The organism is Rhodocaloribacter litoris, assembly GCF_011682235.2.
Classification (GTDB): Bacteria; Bacteroidota; Rhodothermia; order Rhodothermales; family ISCAR-4553; genus Rhodocaloribacter; species Rhodocaloribacter litoris.
Genome location: NZ_CP076718.1, coordinates 1,019,439 through 1,042,039, shown reverse-complemented (window position 1 = coordinate 1,042,039; position 22,601 = coordinate 1,019,439). Strand labels below are relative to the sequence as shown.

At 62.5% G+C, this 22,601-nt stretch carries 22 protein-coding genes; 19 read left to right on the top strand and 3 right to left on the bottom strand.

Going from position 1 to position 22,601, the window contains the following annotated elements; genetic code table 11:
* Nucleotides 1-125: 125 nt before the first annotated feature.
* A complete protein-coding gene (locus GQ464_RS04380) occupies nt 126-2,279 on the top strand; it encodes a DUF5060 domain-containing protein (protein WP_228350589.1) in 2,154 nt (717 codons plus the stop codon).
* Between the two features lie 214 nt (nt 2,280-2,493).
* Here GQ464_RS04380 and GQ464_RS04375 read toward each other — a convergent pair whose 3' ends face one another.
* Both GQ464_RS04375 and GQ464_RS04370 read right to left on the bottom strand, forming a co-directional pair.
* Entirely contained in the window at nt 2,494-3,051 is a 558-nt protein-coding gene (locus GQ464_RS04375; RefSeq protein WP_166982035.1) for a transposase, read from the bottom strand.
* Nucleotides 3,052-3,092: 41 nt separating this feature from the next.
* Complete coding sequence (locus GQ464_RS04370; protein ID WP_166982032.1) at nt 3,093-3,446, bottom strand: helix-turn-helix domain-containing protein; 354 nt, start codon at nt 3,444-3,446, stop codon at nt 3,093-3,095.
* A 112-nt stretch (nt 3,447-3,558) separates the two neighbouring features.
* Between GQ464_RS04370 and GQ464_RS04365 the strand changes: the two genes are divergently transcribed.
* The 5 genes from GQ464_RS04365 (at nt 3,559) to GQ464_RS04345 (ending at nt 9,487) form a co-directional block, all read left to right on the top strand.
* On the top strand, nt 3,559-4,206 hold the full coding sequence (locus tag GQ464_RS04365) for a sulfotransferase domain-containing protein (protein WP_166979228.1): 648 nt from the start codon (nt 3,559-3,561) through the stop codon (nt 4,204-4,206).
* Nucleotides 4,203-5,216: a sulfotransferase family protein gene (locus tag GQ464_RS04360; RefSeq protein ID WP_166979232.1), complete on the top strand. Its 1,014-nt coding sequence runs from the start codon at nt 4,203-4,205 to the stop codon at nt 5,214-5,216. Before GQ464_RS04365 ends, GQ464_RS04360 begins: the two co-directional genes overlap by 4 nt.
* A gap of 5 nt (nt 5,217-5,221) precedes the next feature.
* On the top strand, nt 5,222-6,391 hold the full coding sequence (locus GQ464_RS04355; protein ID WP_228350588.1) for a nitroreductase family protein: 1,170 nt from the start codon (nt 5,222-5,224) through the stop codon (nt 6,389-6,391).
* On the top strand, nt 6,388-7,518 hold the full coding sequence (locus GQ464_RS04350; protein ID WP_166979235.1) for a polysaccharide pyruvyl transferase family protein: 1,131 nt from the start codon (nt 6,388-6,390) through the stop codon (nt 7,516-7,518). The genes GQ464_RS04355 and GQ464_RS04350 overlap by 4 nt, the downstream gene beginning before the upstream one ends.
* Nucleotides 7,519-7,693: 175 nt before the next feature.
* Entirely contained in the window at nt 7,694-9,487 is a 1,794-nt protein-coding gene (locus tag GQ464_RS04345; protein ID WP_166979238.1) for a PQQ-dependent sugar dehydrogenase, read from the top strand.
* A gap of 60 nt (nt 9,488-9,547) precedes the next feature.
* Here GQ464_RS04345 and GQ464_RS04340 read toward each other — a convergent pair whose 3' ends face one another.
* Complete coding sequence (locus tag GQ464_RS04340) at nt 9,548-9,862, bottom strand: hypothetical protein (RefSeq protein WP_166979241.1); 315 nt, start codon at nt 9,860-9,862, stop codon at nt 9,548-9,550.
* A gap of 102 nt (nt 9,863-9,964) precedes the next feature.
* Between GQ464_RS04340 and GQ464_RS04335 the strand changes: the two genes are divergently transcribed.
* The 13 genes from GQ464_RS04335 (at nt 9,965) to GQ464_RS04275 (ending at nt 22,566) form a co-directional block, all read left to right on the top strand.
* A complete protein-coding gene (locus GQ464_RS04335) occupies nt 9,965-10,369 on the top strand; it encodes a hypothetical protein (RefSeq protein WP_166979244.1) in 405 nt (134 codons plus the stop codon).
* Complete coding sequence (locus GQ464_RS04330; protein WP_166979247.1) at nt 10,366-11,217, top strand: putative capsular polysaccharide synthesis family protein; 852 nt, start codon at nt 10,366-10,368, stop codon at nt 11,215-11,217. The genes GQ464_RS04335 and GQ464_RS04330 overlap by 4 nt, the downstream gene beginning before the upstream one ends.
* A complete protein-coding gene (locus GQ464_RS04325) occupies nt 11,204-12,397 on the top strand; it encodes a glycosyltransferase family 4 protein (RefSeq protein ID WP_166979250.1) in 1,194 nt (397 codons plus the stop codon). Before GQ464_RS04330 ends, GQ464_RS04325 begins: the two co-directional genes overlap by 14 nt.
* On the top strand, nt 12,381-13,193 hold the full coding sequence (locus tag GQ464_RS04320; RefSeq protein WP_166979253.1) for a sulfotransferase family 2 domain-containing protein: 813 nt from the start codon (nt 12,381-12,383) through the stop codon (nt 13,191-13,193). The genes GQ464_RS04325 and GQ464_RS04320 overlap by 17 nt, the downstream gene beginning before the upstream one ends.
* A 29-nt stretch (nt 13,194-13,222) precedes the next feature.
* Entirely contained in the window at nt 13,223-14,158 is a 936-nt protein-coding gene (locus GQ464_RS04315; protein ID WP_166979256.1) for a glycosyltransferase family 2 protein, read from the top strand.
* A complete protein-coding gene (locus tag GQ464_RS04310; protein ID WP_166979259.1) occupies nt 14,155-14,415 on the top strand; it encodes a hypothetical protein in 261 nt (86 codons plus the stop codon). The genes GQ464_RS04315 and GQ464_RS04310 overlap by 4 nt, the downstream gene beginning before the upstream one ends.
* Nucleotides 14,375-15,052 (top strand): hypothetical protein, encoded by a 678-nt coding sequence (locus GQ464_RS04305; protein ID WP_166979262.1) that lies wholly within the window; start codon nt 14,375-14,377, stop codon nt 15,050-15,052. The genes GQ464_RS04310 and GQ464_RS04305 overlap by 41 nt, the downstream gene beginning before the upstream one ends.
* A 58-nt stretch (nt 15,053-15,110) precedes the next feature.
* Complete coding sequence (locus GQ464_RS04300) at nt 15,111-16,304, top strand: glycosyltransferase family 4 protein (RefSeq protein WP_166979265.1); 1,194 nt, start codon at nt 15,111-15,113, stop codon at nt 16,302-16,304.
* Entirely contained in the window at nt 16,297-17,490 is a 1,194-nt protein-coding gene (locus GQ464_RS04295) for a glycosyltransferase family 4 protein (RefSeq protein WP_166979268.1), read from the top strand. Before GQ464_RS04300 ends, GQ464_RS04295 begins: the two co-directional genes overlap by 8 nt.
* Nucleotides 17,491-17,573: 83 nt before the next feature.
* Nucleotides 17,574-18,572 carry a glycosyltransferase family 4 protein gene (locus GQ464_RS04290; RefSeq protein WP_228350587.1) on the top strand — a complete coding sequence of 333 codons (999 nt, stop codon included), beginning with the start codon at nt 17,574-17,576 and terminating at the stop codon, nt 18,570-18,572.
* Nucleotides 18,573-18,805: 233 nt separating this feature from the next.
* Nucleotides 18,806-20,281 carry an O-antigen ligase family protein gene (locus GQ464_RS04285; RefSeq protein WP_228350586.1) on the top strand — a complete coding sequence of 492 codons (1,476 nt, stop codon included), beginning with the start codon at nt 18,806-18,808 and terminating at the stop codon, nt 20,279-20,281.
* A 174-nt stretch (nt 20,282-20,455) separates the two neighbouring features.
* On the top strand, nt 20,456-21,652 hold the full coding sequence (locus GQ464_RS04280; RefSeq protein WP_166979277.1) for a glycosyltransferase family 4 protein: 1,197 nt from the start codon (nt 20,456-20,458) through the stop codon (nt 21,650-21,652).
* Nucleotides 21,649-22,566, top strand: coding sequence for a glycosyltransferase family 2 protein (locus GQ464_RS04275; protein WP_228350585.1), 918 nt, complete (start codon nt 21,649-21,651; stop codon nt 22,564-22,566). The genes GQ464_RS04280 and GQ464_RS04275 overlap by 4 nt, the downstream gene beginning before the upstream one ends.
* Nucleotides 22,567-22,601: the final 35 nt, after the last annotated feature.

The following is a 22,601-nucleotide window of genomic DNA, read 5'->3' as shown; positions in this document are numbered from 1 at the left end:
ACGATATCGTAGCAAAAGAAGGATACTTCTACGTGGAATGACGTGGAAAAATTGAAGATAATCGACCGCTCGCTTGTCTTGCCGGTATCCTTCCTTCCCACCACCTGTAAGCTACGACCAGCCACATGCACGACAGGATTCGGATCTTTCTCTTCCTCTTCATTCTGGCCCATATGATCCTTCCGGGTGCTGCCGGTGAAACCCGGGTACAACAAACGAACACAAACTCCCTCGACCGTACGGGCACGCTGTGGGCGCCGTACCTGGAGTGGGAGGTGGAGAACCCGAGCTACAGCGGCAACCCGTTCGACCTGGTCGCCACGGTCACCTTCACGCACAGCGCCAGCGGGGCCACGCACACGACGGAGATGTTCTACGACGGGGGCGACACGTGGAAGTGGCGTTTCACGGGGACGGAGGTCGGCACGTGGACGTTCGAGAGTGCGAGTGCGGATGCGGAGCTGGACGGGCTTTCGGGCACGGTGACGATCAATCCGAACCCGGATACGGAGGCGTACGGGTTCGTGACGGAGTACGAGTCGGCCACGCATACGAAGTGGGCGCGGCAGAAGGGGAACGACGGGGAGATCGAGGCCTTCGTTCCACAGTTTCGTATGGGTTTTGAAAAAAAGAACAGTTTCAACTGGTCGTCGGCAGAGATTGATGGATACCTGGATCAATGGATGACTTCGGAGGGCTTTAATGGTGTTTTCGTGTTCATGGCTGGCTACTGGGTGGATATCAATGCTACCGGAGCAGATTTTACAAACAACGACCCCGATATGGATTCTTTCCGTGTGTTGGAGGAAATCATAACCAAGGTTTATGCCCGGGGCGGGGTCGTTCATATCTGGTACAATGGCGATTGCAAGCGGTCTCAATGTGTTGAAGCTGGTTTCGGGGAAGCTGGAGCCTCAACGATAGGCGAGCAGCGGCTCTTGCGTTACATTGCCGCCCGATTGGGGCCGTTACCAGGCTGGATCATGGGTTATGGGTATGACTTGCATGAGTTTGCGGATGTTACCGAGTTGAATGGCTGGGGGACTTATCTGCGTGAGCATATGGGTTGGCAGCACCCCCTCGGAGCTCGTGACCAGGGAGAAAATATAAATTACACGTTTTGGCCTGGTGCCGATTGGTACTCGCGGGGTAATTGGTTCAATGGCGTCGATTACAATGCAACAGTAGCGGTTATTGAATCTGACCCAACCGTTCCTCATTCTTTTGATGAACGATGGTATGCATCCCGCATGGACGAAGAAAGCCAGCGCCGGCAGTTGTGGACCTTGGTCATGGCCGGGGGCGTCAGTGCCATATGGGGATGGGACGGTAGTTATAAGCGAGATCCTTATTCTAACCCTCACTGGTTTAAGACGCACTTTGTTTTCTGGGAAAACCGTTTCCTCAACGACATGGAGCCCTGCAGCGAACTGTCGGACGGCTATTGTCTGGGCGACCCGGCCCGGGCGTCCTTTGTGTTTTATAAGGAGGAAACCGATCAGATACAGGGCGATCTGACCGGGGTGCTGGGGCAACTCGACGTGGTCTTTGTCGACACGAAGGCCCCCTATGTGGAGGTGGATGGATGTGAGGCGACCGCCGGCCTCAACGTGTGGGAGCTGCCCTACGTTTCGGACTGGGCGGTTGCAGTCGGAACCTTCGGCGGGGGCACGTCTTCCTCCAAGGCTTCACGTGCGTCGGACTGCAGCCAGCTTCCCGTCGAGCTGACCCGCTTCGAAGCCGTCTCGGACGGCCGGGACGTGCTGCTGGCCTGGGCCACGGCTTCGGAGACCGACAACGCCGGCTTCGAGGTACAGCAGCGTTCGACCGGGGACACGGCGTTCCGGACGGTCCGCTTCGTGGACGGGCAGGGCACGACCTCGGAGCCCCAGACCTACGAACTGCGCCTGTCCGACCTGCCGCCGGGTACCTACACGTTCCGCCTCAGGCAGGTCGACTTCGACGGATCGTTCGCCTATTCGCCCGAGGTAACGCTGGCCCATGCCGTGACCGGCAGCCTGGAGTTGGAACCGCCGTTCCCGAATCCCTTTCAGGGGCGGGCAACCCTGCGCCTGGCCGTGGCACGCCCGCAGGGCGTACAGGTGATGCTCTACGACGCTACAGGACGCCACGTCCGCACGATCCTCGAGCGCACCGTCGAGCCGAACACGGAACACGATATAGTGATTGAAGCAGAAAATCTTCCGGCCGGGATGTATTTTGTCCGTGTCCGGGGCGAGCAGTTCCTTCGCACGGTACCCGTCGTGCTCGTGCGTTGAACGTCGGTGGGCTTGCCGCAGGACTGGTCTTTTCGCCCGGCAGGCCACCCGTCGAGGCATCTCTCGGAAGTGCGAATGGATCGGATCAGGTGGACGGTGCGTAGGGGCACGAGTGCACTACGCATGTTGCCGCATTTCATCATTCTGGGCGGGATGAAATGCGGTTCGACGGCGTTGTACAATTACCTGATCCAGCATCCGGATATAGCGCTACTCAGGGACTTTGACCCAAATAACCACAGTGTTTGAACCACCCCACGGCATCGGAGGGCCTAACCGCGGCCACCCCCTGCTCCACGGACGCCTCCAACGCCTGCGCCGTCTCTGCACGCGCGCGTTTGACCACATGCTTGATTTTGTTCCAGGCCAACTCGATCGGGCTCAGATCCGGACTATAACGCGGCAGCGGCAATACCTCCGCCCCGGCCGCCTCGATCAGGTCCTTGATCCCCTCGACACCATGAATCGTGGCATTGTCCCAGATGACGACGTCTCCCTGCCTCAGATACGGGACCAGGTGCCGGCGCACAAACCCGCGAAAGGTCCACCCACGCACCGTGCCTGCGTGCGTGGCCACGACCCCCGACCCATCGAATCCCATCCAGCCGATCAAGCTACGCCGAATCGGACTGCGCAGCGGCGCGCGCTCATGGCAGCGCGCACCGCGAACACTGTAGCCGTAGGGGAGCCGCATGCCCACCTCCACCCGGCTCTCATCGACCACCTTGATCCGCTCAGGGGCGATCTCGGACAGACGCTGCCTGAAAGCCATGCGCTCGGCTTGAACCGCTGGACGATCTTGTTGGGAAGGTCTCAAGGTCTTTTTTTTCGTGTGATCCCCAGGCGCTTAAGGGCCCGGCTGACGGTCTGTTGGCTGACCGGACGTCCGGCTTCGGTGAGGCGATGGGCCAGTTGCTCCTGCGTCAGATCCGGGTTTTCCTTGAACAGTTGCAGCAGCCATTGTCGGTCTTGTGGGCCGAGGATGGGGCTACGGCCATTGAAGCGCGTACGGGGTAAGAGCGAACCGGTGCTTCGGTAGAGTTTGACCAGACGTCTGACGGTGCGTTGAGAGACGGAAAAGCGCTGGGCGATGTGTTTTTGTGAGCCTTCCCCGTTGAGGTAGGCCTTCACGATACGTTCTCTGAGATCAGGGGAGAGGGCTTTCATGAGCACTGGAGCAAGCGGAGCGGAGACGAGCTACTAATAACTTGAAGCAACCACAATTGTTGCGGACCATGTTACTGCGTAGCGCTATATCTTACCGGCTTTGCGGAAAGAGGTGCATTTCTTCGACCGGCATTACAAGAAAGGGCTACTCTGGTATCGAACCTTCTTTCCTCTGAAGTATGTGCATGGGTCCCGTGTGACGGGGGAGGCGAGTCCTTCGTATTTGTTCCATCCAGTCGTTGCAAAGCGGATTCATGAGAACCTGCCGGATGTAAAACTTATTGCGGTGCTTCGTAATCCTGTAGATCGTGCCTACTCACACTATCAACATACGAAGCGAAAAGGATTCGAAGAACTTTCGTTTGCCGAAGCCCTGGCGGAAGAGGCCGAACGCACGGCCGGGGAAGAGGAACGAATGCTGGAAGATCCTGAATATCATAGTCATGCATTCTATGCTTATTCCTATGTGGCACGTGGTCTTTATGCCAGGCAGTTAGAGCGGTATTTCGAACTGTTCGATCGAGGACAGGTATACGTTGTGCAGAGTGAAGTAATGCTCTCGAATCCGCAACAGGTCGTGGATGAAGTGTCTCGGTTTCTGGATCTCGAACCTCGCCCCATTGCCGACGTCCGTGTTCGAAATCGGGGCAATTACGAGCGAAAACGTACCAGGGAACATGAGATGCTGTATGAGCGCTTTCGCGAGCCCAATGAAGCGCTCTTCAGGTTGATCGGAAAGCATTTTGACTGGGACGGATGAAGATGGACGCCACCGCCTCGTTGTGGCGGGGAAAGCCGGATGAAAGCGCCTCACGTGCGCTTCCGGTCGTCCCCGATTTTCTCATCATCGGGGCCATGAAAAGCGGCACCACAACGCTGCACCATCTGCTCGAGCAGCATCCGGACGTCTACATACCCCGGGGGGAATTGCATTTCTTTGCAATAGATGATCTTGATGCTTTTCCACAGGCCCAGTGGGATGGTTGCTGGGTGGAACAGGATTTTGAATCATTTTTTGATGTCTATGCAGCATGGTACGCGAGGCATTTTGCTCTCTCTAAACCGGATCAGATAAAGGGTGAGGATTCAGCTACGTATCTGTCTTCCAGGCTGGCTATAGACCGTATTGCCAGATATGCATCTGAGGCCAAACTCATCGTACTTCTCAGAGACCCGGTTGCCCGAACGTATTCCCATTACTGGCACTGGGTCCGTACTGGACGGGCCATTGCTTCCTTCGAGGATTCGATACGTTATGGGCACGGTAACCTGTTGCAGAGAAGTTATTACGAGGAACACCTTCGGTACTGCCTGGAGCGGTTTTCCCGAAAACAGGTCAAGATTTTGATTTTCGAGCATTTTATAAGGAATCAGCTTGCCGTTCTGAGAGAGGTTCTCGAATTCATCGGGGTGCCTTTCATTGCGGACATCAAGGTGGGTCAGCATGCCAACCCGGGGCGTTATCCCCGTTTTCCTCGACTGAAATGCCTGGAAAATTATTGTCTGCGTCGGAAATTCGGATCCTCTTACCGGATGCAGGTTCCCCGGTTGCAGGCGTCTGAGTCGCCCGCGTTGTCGCATCGGGTTATGGAAAAAGTGTTTCGATGGATTAACCCGATGACGGCCCGGCGTCCTCCTGCCATGGATCCGGCCACGCGTAGATGGTTGTCGGGCTTCCTGCGAAGGCGCAACGCGGGGCTCCCCGACCTGCTGGAGATTGACCTGGCGGCATACTGGCCGACGTTTGCGGGCGATCAATCCACAACTTGAGCAACATGGAAAGCACACAAGTTGTTCAGAAGGAGTCCTCACGCGTCGTATCATTCCCGGACGCGGGGGAACGGCAGATCTCGTCTGCCCCAAGGACCTTTGCCCATCGGTTGTGGGCGGCTGTGGGGCGCCGGATGCGGCGAATCTGGCAACGGCTGGAACCGGCACTGATGCGTCTTGCCGCAAGGTCGGGTCGTCTCAGTTCCTGGTATTATGCCCTCTTTGACCGCAGTTTCGACCGGGAACACCGGGCCGTGCTGGTGGGACGGCTGGCCTGGGAGCGCAGTCGAACGGCGGAAGGGGCGACGTCAAGCCTGTTGCGGCGCAATGTACACAGGCTGGAGAAGGGCCTGCTCATGCGGCCGCGACGGCGCCTCTTTGCACTGGACTACATCGAAGAGACGTTTCTTTTTTACGAAGCTGCGGTGTTGAAGCAGGGGGAGCACCTGCCGTTGACGGTGGAGGAGCTGCACTGGGCGCATGACGTGCTGCGGGAATACTTCACCGTGACGGATGCCCATCCCAGGCTGGACGGTTTGCGGGAGCGTTTCTTTCGGCTTCCCCAGCCTTCCCGGCCATCGCAAGAGGATCGTCCCTGGAGGCCATACAAACGCGATCTTTCGGTACCGCCTACCGTCGAGTACGAGGACCTGCTGGCGTTGGCCTGGCGCCGGCGCTCCGTCCGCTGGTTTCTTCCCGATCCGGTTCCGCGGGAACTCATCGAGAAGGCCATTGACGTGGCGAAGCTGTCTCCCAGTGCATGTAATCGTCAACCCTTTCAGTTCCGGGTATTCGACGATCCGGACCTCGTGCCGAAGGTGGCGTCGTTGCCCGGGGGCACCGCCGGGTTCTACCATCAGTTCCCGGTCATTGTTGTGCTGGTTGGCGAACTCAGGAATTATTACGGCGAGCGGGATCGGCACCTGATTTACATCGATGCTTCTCTGGCAGCCATGAGCTTCGTCTTTGCCTGTGAGACGCTGGGGCTCGGAACATGCTGTATCAACTGGCCGGATATCGAGGAGGATGAAAAGCGGGCGGAGGAGATGTTGCAACTGGCGCCGGATCAGCGTCCCATCATGTTCATCGCCGTGGGTTTTCCGGATCCGGAGGGGATGGTGGCCTACTCTCAGAAAAAGCCCAATTCGCAGATCTGCCGGTACAACTTCGAATGACCGTCGGCATCGTTGGAACCAATGCCTGGAACAAGGGAGCCGAGCTGATGCAGGTCGCCATCCAGGAGCACCTGCATCGCCGGGATCCCGGGGTGGTGCTGGCGGTGCCGGGCGATTTCGGCACGTACGAGGAGCGGGCGCAGTACGGTCTGCGCTACCTGCTGCCGCCGTTGCGTAAAGGGCGTGCCTGGCTCGCCCTGCAGTTCCTGCCGGTCCCGCTTCGCCGGTCGTTTGGCGTCGTCGTCGAGGAGGAGGTGGATGCCATCCTGGATGCTTCCGGGTTTGCCTTCGGGGATCAGCACCCGCTCCAGCGTACGGTGCGCTTTGCCGAGGACGTGGAGCGGTGGCGGCGGCAGGCCAAGCCGGTCGTGCTGCTGCCCCAGGCGCTGGGGCCGTTCGAGCAGCCGGCCATGCGGGAGGCCTTCGCCCGGGTGCTGCGGGCGGCGACGCGGGTCTACGCGCGGGATCCGATCTCGCTGGAGCATGCCCGATCGGTGGTCCCCGATGCGCAGAACCTGCGCCTGGCGCCCGACTTTACCAACCTCGTCAAGCCGCTGGAGCCGGCGGAGATCGGTTCGCTGAACCGGGCCTGCATCGTGCCGAACCAGCGGATGGTCGAAAAGGCCACGAGCCGGGAAGAGGCCGAGGCTTACGTGCCGCTGCTCGGGACGGTCGTCCGGGCCGTGGAGGCGCACGGGGTGGAGCCGGTGTTGCTGATCCACGGTGCGCACGACGTCCCGCTGGTGGAGGCCGTGCAGCAGCACCTGGGCCGTTCGCTGCCCGTGATCGAGGAGCGCGACCCGGTCCGGATCAAGGCCGAACTGGGCCGGAGCCGGCTGGTGGTGGCTTCGCGCTTCCACGCGCTGGTGAGCGCGCTGACACAGGGCGTACCTGCCATCGCTACGAGCTGGAGCCACAAGTACGAGATGCTCTTCGCCGACTACGGCTGCCCGGATCTGGTGCTGCCCGTCCCGACCGATGCGGAGCAGGTCCACGCTGCCATGACGCGCACGCTCGGCCCCGGGCGGGAGGGCCTGGTCGAGACGCTACAGGCCCGCGCCGGGGCGTTCATGGCGCAGACGCGGGACATGTGGCAGGAGGTGGAGCAGGTGCTGGGGCTGGGATGAAGGTGACAACGGACAGCCGTCAGAAAGACCTTTTCTCGGAAGCCTCGCCTATGAGAAGATAGTATAGCGGAGGTCATTTTTATTGAGGGCATGGTTGCCCTTCGCGAACGGCCCACGTGTAGCCGCGGATCTGGACGCGTTGCACGTCCCGTTGGCCCGGGCTCTCCTGTGGGCCATGGGGCGCACCCGTGAAGGGTGCGGCTACATCGCGCTGCACACCGACGCCTTCAATGGCTATGACCCGCTTGATACCACCCTTAAACCGGAGCTTGATATGAAACTCGGTTTTCTGAAAAGCAAGTATCTGTTGGTTTTGTTTTTTGTGAGTACTCTTGTGATCAGCTTTTCGTATGGCATTCTTGTTGGAAGATTTAAGATATTTCCCTACGATAGCTTGAAAAATGTCTGGTCTTCAGCATCGGGTGTGAAGAAGGTGGTAGCGCCCGCATTGGAGGGTACGGTCAGTGGGCAGGAGAAATCAATGATTGAAACCAATCTTATGGTGCTGGAGGCTCATAAGTATAATATCATGGGAGAACATGGTTTGATGGGCGACGGCGGGGCTCTGGAACAGGTGGGTGATGTAGTGCTAGGTGTTGATAGGGAGGGAACCTTCTTTTTCTATGAACCAGGAGGGGTTGTTATCAAAATAAATATTCATGTTGATATGAATAAAAACTCTTTCCTGGGTTATATGCAGGAGCATATAGAAAGGGAGGGGACGAGGCGGAACGCGGATCGGTATTTCAGGGTGCTGGATCTGGTAGCAAGGGAAACCGAAAGAGGGGTGGAGTTGGTGGTTTCTCATCATTACTGGGATGACGAGGCACAGGGTAAGCGGATGCGTGTTTCTCGCCTGCTGGTGAATGACCTGAAGGCTTTGCTCGAAGGGCAACGTGTCGGGGCCGAGGCATGGGAAGTGCTTTATGAAAGCTATCCGCCCATTCCGTTTGGAGATCCACCACACAAAGCGATCATAACCAATCATACCGGTGGCCGAATGGCCTTGGATCGACAGGGGAATCTGATCGTTGGGGTGGGCGAGCACCGGTTCGACGGAATATCGTATCCACAGATTGCCGCCCAGGACGACACAAGCAGCTATGGCAAGTTGATTCGAATCGACCTTGAGACAGGACAGACCGGCGTCTATGCCAAAGGGGTGCGTAATCCTCAGGGTATGTTGCTAGATCGAGATGGGAATCTCTGGGAGACCGAGCATGGTCCTCGGGGAGGAGATGAGTTGAATCTGATCCGCGAGGGAAATAATTACGGATGGCCCCTCGTCACCTATGGAACCGAGGAAAACGCGTTTGTGTGGCCACACAATAAGCGGCAGGGACATCATGATGAATATGTGCGGCCCGTATATGCCTGGGTACCTTCAATAGGCATTTCTAATCTAACACAGGTTGATAACGCCGCGCATCCCTGGGATGGAGATCTCTTGGTGTCATCGCTCGCTGGTTTGAGCCTGTACAGGCTACATATCCGGGAGGGACGCGTAGTGCTTGCTGAACCCATTCGTATTGGCGAGCGGATACGTGACCTGCTGATGCTGGATGATGGTGCGATTCTTCTTTTTGCCGATAATGCCAGGTTTATTGAGTTAAAGCCTGCTGGCCAGGAGGACGAAGATGTTACCTTGCAGTTTACCGAACAGGAGCGAGAACTGGGGCTGGATGAGGTGATAAATTACTGTTCCACCTGTCATAGCTTCAGCAGAGCAGCAGGGGGAACTAGTGCTCCGTCGCTCTGGGGGGTATGGGGCCGGGATATCGCCGGGTCCGAGTTTTCGAACTATTCTAATGCACTTCGTCGCGTCAGGGGAAAGTGGGATGAAGGTGCATTGAAAGCTTTTCTGTCCGATCCGCAGGGTTTTGCACCGGGTACTACCATGCCGGATCCCGTTCTGGTGGACGAGGCTATGCTGGATGCGCTCGTGGCGTATCTGAAGCGACTACAGTGAATCTGACCGTAGCTCGAGGGGATATTACTTCTGAGGCCTGATCTGAGCGGGATGGTGTTTTTACACATCGGTATGTCGAAGGCCGGCTCGTCGGCCATTCAGCAGGCACTGGTGGATAACGATGCCGTTTTGCGTACGTGTGGAATCATCTATCCGCTTAGCGGCAGGCGTGGAAACGCGCACTTCAAGATCAACGAGGACCTGCGGCGTCGTCGCGCAACGGATCACCTGCAAAGGGCGCTGGTAGAGGCGGAACGCGTTGAAACGGTCGTGATAAGTTGTGAAGGGTTCTGGCTTCTGGGCGATGACGAAGTTGCCTGCCTGGCGGAGACAATGGGCGAACGGAAAGTACAGGTTGTGCTCTATCTCCGTCACCCTGGAAGCTATTTGTCCTCGTCCTATCGCCAGGGTATCAAGCAAAAGGGACGGACACGATCGGTCGAGACGTACCTGGCCGGCGTTCGGAAAGAAGACCGCATGAACTATCCGCGCTTGCTGGAGCGGTGGGGGCGGCATTTTTCGCTCCGCGTGCGGGCCTACGAGGCGGTGCGTGGCGCTATCGAAGCCGACTTCATGCAGGCCATCGGTGCCCCGCTCGATCGGATCGACGTGCGGCGCCGCGTGGTCAACGTGACCCCGTCGGACGGGGCGCATCAGGTCATGCTCTGGGCCAACCGGTTGCTGCCGGCCTTTCTGTCCTGGAGGGTACGCCGGGCTGTTCGTCGTTCGGGGTGGCGCTTCGACTTTCTGCCTCCGATCGATGACGAACCGCTTCGCCGGTACGGCCGGGAGGTGGTGCAGGCATGGGACCTGGACGTGATGCGCCGCTATGTGCCGGAGGAAGACCTGAAGGTGTTGCTGGCTACGGAGGAGGGGGTATGACACGGAGCCTGCGTGATCGCATCCGGGAAGGCACGGAGCGGCTCTGCCTCCGGTATGCCCTGCGTGATGTGGAGCACCGGAACCCGATCCTGGTCTACCAGATGGGCAAGGTCGGATCGAGCACGGTGACGCGAACCCTGGCGTCGCTGGGCCTGTCCGAGCCGGTGTTGCATCTGCACACGCTCAACCCGGAGACCCTGCGCCGGGCCGTCGAACGACAGCGTGCGTCGGTGCGGCCTCGGCTCCACACGCATTTGCTGGTCTCGGAACGGCTCATCCCGCGGCTGCCGTTTCCGTGCCGGGTGATCACGCTGGTGCGTGACCCCGTCGCACGAGCGATTTCGTTCGTGTTCGAGGATCGCTGGAAGAAAGTCCCCGAGGCGGTACAGGGCGACGGATCGGTAGACGCCGGCCGGGTCCGGCACAAGGTGCTCGAACTGCTGGAAGGAGAGAACGGTATTGCAGATCCGACCCGCTGGTTCGATAGCGAACTGCACGAGATGCTGGGCATCGACGTGTTTGCACGGCCGTTCGATCACGAACGGGGATACCAGATCCTGGAGCAGGGTGGTGTCTCGGCCCTGGTGTTGCGGCTGGAGGACCTGAACCGGGTGCTGGCGCCGGCCCTGGCGGCGTTTCTGGACTTGCCCGAGGAACGCATCCACGTGGCCCGGGCCAATGTGGGTGAGGGCAAAGCCTACGGTGCATCGCTTCGAGAAGTGAAGGCGACGTTGCAATTGCCGGAGGCGCTGCTGGATCGTATCTATGCCACGCGCTATGCCCGGCACTTCTATGCCGAAGAGATCGAGGCCTTTCAGGATCGATGGAGGCGCCGTGACGAGACCTGATCCGGCAGGGCGGGTGCTGCTGGTGCAGCACAGCGCGTCGCGGGACGGCTCCACCTTCAGCGGTCTGCTGCTGGCCGACGGGTTGCGGGACGCCGGCTGGTGGGTGCACGTGGTCTTCGGACATCCCGGTCCGATGGAGGCTGTCTATGCCGAGCGCGGACACGCAACGTCCGTGGTGCCGCACAAGAACTGGCTACGCCGGGCGCATCCGGCAAGGTTCATGAAAGACGCGATTACCGAATACCGGCGGGCGAGAGCCTTCGACCGGTGCATCGCGCAGGTGCGGCCAGACGTCGTCTACGTCAACAGCGTCGTGAGCCTGGCGGCTGTGGTGGCAGCGCGGCGGGCCGGGGTGCCGGTCGTCTGGCACCTGCGCGAGTTGTTCGCCGATGTCGGTGGCGAGATGCATGCGCCAGTCCTTTTGAAACCGCTCGTCCGGCGGATCATCGCCCGTCTGCCGGATCGGCTCGTGGCGCCTTCCCGGGCCATCGCAGAGAACTTGCTGGGCGCGGCGGCGGAGCAGGTGACCCTTGTGCCCAATGCCGCGGGGCGGCGGTTCTTTGAGGAGGAGCGCACCAGGGGTGAGGCGCGCCGGGTGCTTCGGTTACCGGAAAACGGCCTGATACTCGGGGTACCGGGTACGCTGCGTCCCATGAAGGGGCATACATTCTTTTTCGAGGCCGTCGCGTCCCTTGCCGCCCGGTATCCGTCGCTGACGCTGGCGATCACCGGGCACGGCGCAGAGGCGTACGAGCAAGCCCTGCAGGCCCGGGTGCAGGAGCTGGGGCTAGCCGGGCGCACCCGGTTCCTGGGCAGCATCGCCAACATGCCGGCCTTCTACCGGGCCTGCGATGTCGTCTGCGTGCCATCGCGGGCCGAGCCGTTCGGCCGGACGGTGATCGAGGCGATGGCGGTGGGCACGCCGGTCGTCGCCACGGCCGTCGGAGGCATCCGGGAGATCGTGCGTCATGAGGAGACGGGGCTGCTGGTGCCGTACGGCGATCACACCGCGCTGGCATCGGCCCTCGACCGCCTGCTCGGGGACGCCGATCTGCGCGCGCGTCTGGTGGAGGCGGCCCGCCGGGATGCCTGCGAGCGGTTTCATGAGCGGGTATACCAGACCCGCCTCGGAGACCTCGTTTCCCAAACAGGAGGCAACACCGATGGCCATTCTCTGTAGAAACCTCAACCTCCTGTACGTGCAGGTTCCGGCTACCGGGTGCAGCGTCGTAGGACAGATCCTCAAAAAACAGTTCGATGGCGAAGACGTCGGGCGGAAGCACGATGACGTCCCTCGGTTGCTGGCAAGCGGAGTGCTGTCTTCGTCTGAAGTGGAGCGGCTGCTGGTCGTTGCCAACGTGCGCAATCCCTTCGACCGGCTCGTGACGTACTACCAGCGTTTGAACGGTGTATGGATCGACGAATACTTTGCGTTCCGTCGTCGTGACCTCGAACGGCGAAGACAGCGAGAGGGGTTGAGCGAGGCCGACGTCGAACGAGAACAGCAGCGGATCGAGCGGGAGGAAAAGCGGAAACGGCGCCGGGTGCGTATCATACGGGGCATCGGCTTCAACACGTGGGTCGTGTGGGCCGTTCTGCGCCGGCGGCTTGGCGACCGCAAGCCGGTCCATTCGGATGGACCCCGCTTTTTGAACCACCTCTTTCCGATGCTGGAAAAGGTGAACGTTGTGTTGCGGCAGGAGCAACTGGAGGTTGGGTTGAATGCCGTGCTGCAACACCAGGGGGTTACCGGGCCGGTGCATCTGCCCAGAAAGAATCTTACGCCCGGAAAGCGGGCCTACACGGAGTATTATAACACCTTCAGTCGCCGGCTCATCGAACACCTGTATGCCGCCGAGCTGGAGTATATGGGTTATACCTTCGATGGATGTCGCATCACTATGCCGATGCGGTGGCTCGGGTCTGCCGGTACAGGTTCCGGCGTGGCGGCTCCGGTCCCCGGCAGGGAATCTTAGACATCGAGCAACCCGCCATAAAGGACATTATGAGCGCCTCCATCATCCTCATCGCCTATCACGCCGACCGGTGGCTGCCGGCGTGCCTGGCGTCGCTGGCGGGGGCATCGGCGCGGCGGATGCACCTGGTGCTGGTGGATAACAGCGGCAATACCGTGTTGTATGAGCAGGACCTTTCGCCTTTCAAGGCCGAGATCCTGACCACGCCGCGACCGCTGGGCTTCGCCGAGGCCAACAACTTCGCCCTCACCAGGGCCGGGCATCTGGAAGAGGTGGTGCTGTTTCTGAACCAGGACACCATCAGCCCGCCGGGATGGATCGACCGCTGCCTGGAAGCACTGGCGGGCGATCCTTCGCTGGGGGCCGTCTCGCCGCTGATCCGCACGTACGATGACGACGGCTGGGACCCGAGCTTCACGGCCTGCCTGAGCGAAGCGCAACGCCGCCGGCTGGACGAGGAGCCGGACGCGGCCGGTTGGGAGGTGGAGGTGGCGCCGGCCCCGGCGTTGCTCGTGCGGACTCCCGTCCTGCGCCAGGTCGGGCCGTTCGACCCCATCTACGGCAGCTATTACGAGGACTACGACCTGTGCCGGCGCATCCGGCGGGCCGGTTACCGGATCGCCTTCGTGCCGTCGGCCCGTGTGCGGCATTTCTCCGGCTCCACCACCGACACGCCGGAGAAGGAGCGCCGGCGGATGCGGCTCCTGCTACGCAACCGGCTCATCTATCGACTCCGCGAGGACCGGCGGCCGCGCTGGCTGGAACTGGCACGCTTTTTTGGGCACGAAGTACCGCACCGGCTGATCCGGGGACTGTTGCGCACGCCCTCGTCGCAGCCGCCGGACGTCGTGTTGCAGGCCGCGAGGGATGTTGGTGGGTTGATCGGGCGACTGGGGTCGCGGACGAACGATACCGTATGCTGGCAATCGTACTTGAGGCAAATTGAATGGTTGTCCCGGTCGTGAAGAAAGTTTTTGTTCATGCCGGTACGCACAAAACAGGATCTACCTCCCTGCAAGTTTTTCTGGCGAAGACCCAGGTCTTATTGGCTGAGCAGGGCGTGCTTTATCCGCGTTCCGGACGTCCCGATAGGAAAGGAGTTGTATCGGCCGGCCATCACGAACTCGCCTGGTCGTTATTGGGCAAGCATGGGGTAAAAACAGACGAAGCCTGGCACCAGCTTGCAAACGAACTGGAAGCCTGGTCCGGCGGATGCCTTTGATGGCCTTGATGTAGCCCGTATCGGTCAAGTGAAGACCTGTCTCGCACCTCATGATCTCCATGTGCTGATCTATGTGCGCAATCCGCTGGGCTACATGCACTCTTCCTACAAGCAGCGTATCAAGATGGGCACATACCGGAAGAGCTTCGGGACCTTTGTGAGCGAGCAAGCCGGTCGGCTGGACTATGGGGCGCTGGTGGATCGCTGGGCCACCGTACTGGGACCGGAACGAGTGCACCTGCGGCTGTTCGACAAGGTGAAGGTGGATCCGGGGCTGGAGGCCGACTTCTGCGGGGTGATCGGGGCCGATTTCGAGCCGTTGCGTGACTTCGTGGACAAGCCGGCGAACGTCTCACCACCGGATCTCCAGATCGAGATGATGCGCCGCATCAACCGCCTGACGTGGTGGGCCGGCGATACGCAGCGACGACGTGGCTGGCCGGCCCGGTTGCGGGCTCAGGTGGGTCGTTCCGGCATGAAAGGGCATCTCGTGCGTGCGATTACCGGCATCGGCCTTCCGGACGCGCTCGTGTCGCATGCGGAGATCGATCGGTTGCGGGACCTGGTGAGCCACTGGCTCGATCCGTTTCTCGACCGTTACGTGGCGCCGGAGGATCGCGACCTGCTTCGTTTCTGACCGGGCTTATGAACTGCTGTATGGAAGACGAACGCATCTTGAGGGATCGTACATCGCCGTGACCATTCTCCACATCAACGAGCACCTGGCGCGGAAGGGCGGGGTGGAGACGTATCTGTTCGCCCTCATGCCCATGCTGGAGGCGCGGGGGCACTCCTGCCGGGTGCTCTACGGCGACGGCGACCCGGCTCTGTGGCCGGCGTCGGTGCGGGTGCCGGCCATCCGGCAGGCGCGGGCGGCCCGTCAGGCGCAGGCGGAGGTGGCGGACGTGCTGCGCCGCGAGCGGCCGGACCTCATCCACGTGCACAACGTGCAGAACGAGGGGGTGCTGGCGGCCTGCCTGGACTACGGCCCCACGGTGCTGACCACGCACGACTACCGCTGGGTCTGCCCGGCGAACACGTTTTTCTACAAGCGCACGCGCGAGACGTGCTTCCGCACCTGCGGGCCGGGCTGCTTCACGACGACGCTCCGCAAGCATTGCCTGACGCCCCGCCCGCATTATGCGCTGGCGTTCTACCGGCGGGCGACGTGGGCCATCCGGCACGGCGGGCGTCTGGCCCGGGTCATCGCGCCGAGCCACGGGGCGAAGGAGCGCTACGTGCAGGCCGGGTTCCCGCCGGAGCGGATCACGGTGCTGCCGTACTTCTGCCCGGTGCCGCCGTCCGAAGCGCCCCGGCCCGTGCCGGCCCGGCCGACGATCACGTTCCTGGGCCGCATCGCGCCGAACAAGGGGCAGGAGTACTTCGTCGAGGCGCTGGGGCTGCTGCCGCCGGAGGTCCGCGGCGTGATGGTGGGCAACCTGGGTGAGGGCGGGGAAGAGGCCATGCGGAACCTGGCCGCGCGGCACGGGTGTGCGGACCGGCTGGAGCTGCGGGGATGGGCCTCGCGCGAGGAGGTGGAGCGGCTGCTCGACGAGACGTCCGTCTTCGTCTTCCCCTCGCTCTGGCCCGAGACGCTCGGCATCGTGGGGCTGGAGGCGCTGGCCCGCGGCGTGCCGGTGGTGGCCTCCGCCCTGGGCGGTACCGCCGAGTGGTGCCTCGACGGCGAGACGGGCTACCGCGTGCCGCCGAAAGACGGCCGGGCTATTGCGGAGGCCGTGCGGCACCTGCTCGACGACGAGGCGCGCCTGGTGGCGTTCGGCCGGCGCGGCATCGAACTGATTCGCGAGCGCTTTCTTCCCGAACGACATGTGGCTGTCCTGGAGGAGACGTATCGAAAAGTCATTGCAACACGGTCTGTCCATGTCTGAGCCCCCGGCGGTTTCCCGCCTTCGGGTTGGCTTCTACGTGTTCTTCCCGAGCGGCGGGATCGGCCGCTACACGCACGAGTTGATGCGGGCGCTGGGCCGGCACGCCGGGGTCGAGGTGGAGGTGCTGTGCAGCCCCGACTTCGAGTGGAAGCGGGATCCTTCGTACCGGGCATGGGAAGGGTTGTGGACCCTCTCTCATCCGGTACCGGTTCTGCGGCGGGCCAATTTTGTGATCGGGCAGTTCGTCAACCCGCGGCGGGCCATCGATTACGTGCGGGCACAGGGGATCGATGTGCTGCATCTGGCCAACGTCAACCACCTGACCTTTCCCCTGTGGCGCCGTGCCCTCGATGAGAGCGGCGTGCCGGTGGTGCTTTCGGCCCACGACATCCGGCGACAGAAGCCGATCCTGCACCGGGGCTGGGAGGAGCGGCAATTGCAGGCATTCTATCGCCGCGCGGACGCCCTGTTCGTGCATTCCCGCTACCAGGAACGGGAGCTGATCGATTTCGCCGGGGTCGCACCGGAGCGGATCCATGTGGTGCCGCACGGGCCCTACCCTCACCGGCCGGTGAGACGGGCACGGGAGGAGATCCGGGCTGGTCTGGGGTTGCCCGCCGACCGGCCCGTGGCCCTGTTCTTCGGCCAGCTCCGCGATGAGAAAAACCTGGACGGCTTCCTCGAAGCGATGGCACGGGCGGGCGATCACCTGTACCTGCTGGTGGCGGGGGCTTCTTCCTCGCGGCACCGGGACGGGCCTTTTTATCGGAAAAGGGCCCGGCAACTCGGCCTGGAACGCCGGGTCATGTTCCTGGATCGGTTCATCGAAGAAGAGGAGGTGGGTGAGCTGTTCGTGGCATCGGACTGGGTGGCCCTGCCCTACCGGGAGGACTTCACCTCGCAGAGCGGTGTTCTCAATGTGGCGGCGCACTACCGGCGTCCCGTCCTCGTGAGCTCGGCGCCCGTGCTGCGTGAGACGGTCGAGACGTGCGACATCGGCGTCGTGGCGCCCGGCGATACGGTGGAGGCCCTGGTGGAGGGGATCCGGCGGATGAACGAGCGGCTGGCCGCCGGCCATGCCCATGCCTTCGAAGCGTATGAACGGCACTACAGCTGGGAGCGGAACGCGGAGATCACGCTCTCGGTCTACCGGCAGTTACTGGGACAAGCCGTGGGGGTTCGTTGATGCGGGTAGCCGTCCTTTTCTCCCGGCTTTCGGGGTACATGTCGGCGTGTTTGCAGGCGCTCCGGGCGCGAACCGGTGGGACGTTGCTGGTCGTTCGCCATGCGCCGGCCCCCGATGCACCCTACGACCCCTCGCTCTTCGCCTGGATCGACCGGTTGTACGACCGGCACACCCTTTCCCGTGCGGAGATGCTGGAGAAGATCCGGGATTTCCGCCCGGATGTGCTGTTCATGGCCGGGTGGTTCGACCGCGACTACCTGGCGGTGGCCCGGGCGATGCGAAAGGATGGCATCCCGGTGATTGCGGGCTGTGATACGCAATGGACCGGCTCGCTGCGCCAGCGGATGGCGTCCGTGGTAGCGCCCTGGTACCTGCACCCCGCCATCGATGTGCTGTGGGTCTCGGGCGAGCGGCAACGCCAGCTGGCGCGTCGTCTGGGGTATGCCGGGCCCCGGTGCTGGACCGGCATCTACGCCTGTGACCATGCGCGCTTTGCCGCCGTGTACCGTGAGGGACAGGCACGGCCCCGGGTCTTGCTGTTCGTCGGGCGCTACATCCCCATCAAGGGGCTCGACACGCTGTTGGCTGCCTACCGCCGCTACCGGGCCATGACGCCCGAGCCGTGGGCCCTGTACTGTGCCGGCACGGGCGAGCTGGCGTCGCTTCTCGAAGGGGAGGAGGGGGTGACCGACCTGGGGTTCGTCCAGCCGGACCGGCTCCCGGAGATCTTTGCCGGGGCAGGCGCGTTTGTACTGCCCAGCCGCCGTGAGCCGTGGGGCGTGGTCGTGCAGGAAGCCGCCGCCGCCGGGCTGCCCCTCCTCTGCTCGACGGCCTCGGGCGCCTCGGTCCATCTGGTCCAGGACGGGTACAACGGCTTTCTCTTCGAGCCGAAAGATGCCGACCATCTGGCCGCTCTGATGCTGCGTCTCACCCGGATGACCCCGGCGGAGCGCCTCGCCATGAGCCGGGCCAGCCACCTGCTCTCGCAGCAGTTCACGCCGGGACGCTGGGCGGAGACGTTCGTGCAGGGCGTCGTCGCCCTTGGGGGCGGCAGCTTGCCCGTGTCCGTTGCGCACCTCTGAGGTGGGGTCGGCATGAACCCCCATCCCCTCTTCGGGGTACTTCCCCCTGCAGGGCCGCCTGGCGCGGCCAGGGGGAAGGGCTTGGGTGGTGTCCCAAAGCGACGGAGGGGTGGACTGAACGGGCGGTGCGTACAGATGAACATGGTGACTGGTATGGTGTTTGACAAGGCTGGGTGTCCGGGAACGAACGTATCGGCATGAGACAATTTTCTCCGTCATCCACACGCACGATCGTGCCGTATTCCGGCCGGCCTGAGCCAGACACGGACGGGCAGGGGCAGCCTGGTCTTCTCCAGCGGTGGCGCACGGCGCCGGTGTTGTGGCATGTGCTCGCCTGGGCCGTGGGACTGACCGCCTTTGCGGCCGTGATGCCGTTCGGTGGTGAGATCGTCTTGATTGGCGCAGCGCTGCATGCTTTGCGGGGAGCCCGGCAGACGGTCGAGGCGTTGTTCATCCTGGCGCTGGCCATCATGATCAACAAGGCCCTGGTGCCGGTGGACATCTCCCTGTTGCGCTGGGTGGTACTGGCCGCCGCCGCCGGGCGCACGATCTGGGACAGCCTTTTCAGCGACGAGGCCCTGCCGCCGGCGTTCGGAGCCCTGGTGGTGCTCACGGTCACCCTGGTCTTCCTGGGACTGGTCGTCAGCTGGATGCCGACCGTTTCCGTTTTCAAGGCGATCTCCTTCTTTCTCGGCGTAGGGACCGGTCTCGTGGCCCTGTACCGCACCCGGCACCTGGCCCGTTACTGGGAGGCCTGGTTGCTCACGCTGGCCGTTTTTACCATCCTGGGCAGTTTGCCCCTCTACGCTTTGCCCCAGTATGCCTACGCGCGCAACGGCGTCGGCTTTCAGGGGATCCTGACCCACCCGCAGACCTACGGGCCGATGACGGCCATTCTGACGGCCTACGTGACCGGCCGGGTGCTCTTCGACCGGCTCCGGTCGCCCTTGCTCTGGTTGACGGTCGCCGCCGGCTGGGCCGGCATCTATTTCTCGCAGTCGCGTACCGGCATGCTGGCGCTCGTACTGGCCGGGGTGCTGGTGGTGATCGCCGGCCTGCTCAAAACCCGCACCTGGCTGCCGCACATACGGCGTGCCTTCAACCTGCCCGTGATCGCGCTGGGCGTGCTGGCCGTGGCGGCCTTCGGCTACGTCTACGGTCCTCGTCTCTCGGAAGGAATCGTGACGTTTCTGCTCAAGGACGAGGCCGCACAGGACGTGACGACGGCCCTGGAGGATTCCCGGGGTGCCCTGATCGAACGTTCCATGGACAACTTCCGCAGGGCGCCCGTGACGGGCATCGGACTCGGTGTGCCTTCCGATCCGGCCGGTGCCCGGGTGGAGTATGGACCGTTCGGGGTACCCGTCAGCGCCAGTGTGGAAAAAGGGTTTCAGCCGGCCGCCGTGCTGGAGGAAACCGGGGTGGCCGGTGCGATGCTGCTGGTCTTGTTTCTCGCCACGTTGCTGTGGCCGGTCTTTATCCGGGGAACCCTTCCGCTGGCCTGGATGGTCACGGCGGCCCTGCTGGTGAACATGGGGGAAGCCATCCTGTTCGCCATCGGGGGGAACGGGCTGTTTGTCTGGCTCGTCCTGAGCCTGGCCTACGTGACGGCCGGCACGATGAGGGCGTACGGGAGCGAGTTCCGGCGCGAAACGAAGCGGGCCGGCGGACCGGTCCTGGAAGCGTCGCCTGCACGATCCGGTGTCTGATAATTGTGTGGAGATTTTCAGGACTTTTTCCGGAGATCACCGGCAGGGGCGCGTGCTGGAGGCCTTCGAACGGGCCGATTTCGTATCATCTCGTAACAGGCATGTTTTTATGACAGGCTCAAGCGTTTGCTTGCTGGAGTTCAGGCGCGTGTGGGTACGGAACGGACATCCGGTATGCATGTGCTGATCAACGCGGCCTCGGCCAACATGGGCGGGGCGCTCACCTACCTGATCAACGTGGTGCGGCAGTTGCCGGCCCGGGCGCCGGAGAACCGGTTCACGGTCGTCTTGCCGGCGGCGTCGCGCCCGAAGGTGGAGACGTTCGGACCGTTTCCCAACGTGACGCTGGTCGATTACCCCCATGCCGATACCGGAGGACTGGCGCGGAATTACTTCGACCAGGTGGAGATCCCGCGGATGGTGCGTCGCCTGCAGGCGGACGTGCTGTTCTCCTCCACCGGCTTCGGGACGTTCCGGAGCCCGTGCCCGCAGGTGCTCCTCGTACGCAATGCAGCCTATTTCAGCCCGGAATTTCAGCAGATGTACCGCGAACTGGGGCGGAGCCTGCGGCGCAATACGGTCCGGCGCTGGCTGAGCCTGGCCTCGATCCGGGCGGCCGACGTTACGCTCTTCCCCACGCGGGCGATGCAGGAGATGGTGGGGGACTGGATCGACCTGCGCGGCCGGCGGACGGAGGTGATCCACTACGGGTTCGACCACGAGGCCTTCGCGGCGCGGCGGGCGGAAGACGCACGGTTCGAGCGCCTTGACCGCTGGCGGGCGGAAGGCTATACGGTCCTCCTCAACGTGTCGACGTATGCCGTCCACAAAAGCTTCGAGGTGCTCGTCGAGGCGCTGCCCCACCTGAAGACGGCCGGGCACCGGGTGAAATTGGTGACCACGACCTCACGAGAGAAGACGACCGACAAGGCCGAGTACGATGCGCTGGTACGAAGGGCCGAAGCTCTGGGGGTGCGGGAGGACTGGTGCGAACTGGGCTACGTGCCCTACGAGGCGCTCCGCAGCCTCTATGCGCGGGCCGACGTGTACGTGTTTCCGTCGTTTACGGAGTCGTTCGGACATTCGCTCGTGGAGGCGATGGCGTCCGGCCTGCCCGTGGTGGCGTCCGACATGCCGGTGAACGTGGAGGTGTGCGAGGCGGCGGGGGTGTACTTCCCGGTGTTCGACGCCGCCGCCTGTGCCGATCGGATCGGGCAAGTGCTCTGTGAGCCGGCCGTGCGCGAGCGGATGCGGCAGGCGGCGCTCCGGCGGGCGCAGGCGTTCTCCTGGCAGCAGTACGTGGACACATTGATGGCATGTTTTCGTGATCTGGTGGCGTCCGAGAGGAAACCACAGGAGGTGGTGGCATGAACACGACCGAGCCGGTGACGGAAACGCATACGCATCGGGTTGAACGGCGGGGGACCGTGCCGGTCTCCGTACTGATCGCCGTCCGCAACGAGGCGCAGAACCTGCCGCGCTGCCTGGCCGCACTCGACGGCTGGGCGGACGAGGTGGTGGTGGTCGACTCGCAGAGCACCGACGGGACGGTCGAGATCGCCGAGGCACACGGCGCCACGGTCCTGCAGTTCCATTACAACGGCGGCTGGCCCAAGAAGCGGCAGTGGGCGCTGGAGACGTTTGACTTCCGCAACGACTGGATTCTGATCCTGGACGCCGACGAGATCCTGCTCGACCCCATCAAGGCCGAGATCGCCGAGGCCATCCGGCGCGACGACCACGACGGCTACTGGCTTCGCTTCCAGCTCCACTTCCTCGGCCGCCAGCTCCGCCACGGCGGATTCGACCTCTGGAAGCTGTTCCTCTTTCGCAAAGGCAGGGGACACTACGAGCGGCGCATCGACGGCGAGCAGACGCCCCACATGGCCGACATCGAGGTGCACGAGCACGTGGTGGTCGACGGCCGGGTAGGCCGGCTCCGCAATCCGATCCGGCACGAGAACTGGAACTCGCTCTACCGGTACATCGAGAAGCACAACGAGTACTCGGAGTGGGAGGCGCGGGTGTATTTCGAAGGGCATGGTGGGGAAGTCCCGCCCCGCTTCTTCGGCACCCAGGCCGAGCGCCGGCGCTGGCTGAAGGCTCGCCTGGTGCGCCTTCCCGGTTTTCCGCTGCTCACGTTTTTTTATCACTATGTCTTTCGTCTCGGTTTTCTCGACGGTCGTCCCGGGCTGATCTACTGCACCCTCAAAGGCGTGCAGCGTTTTCACGCCAAGGCGAAGTGGTATGAGTTGGAAATGAAGCATGAGACGCGTGATCTCTGACAGCTAGGCTATACCTGAAAGACCCCATGAATCTT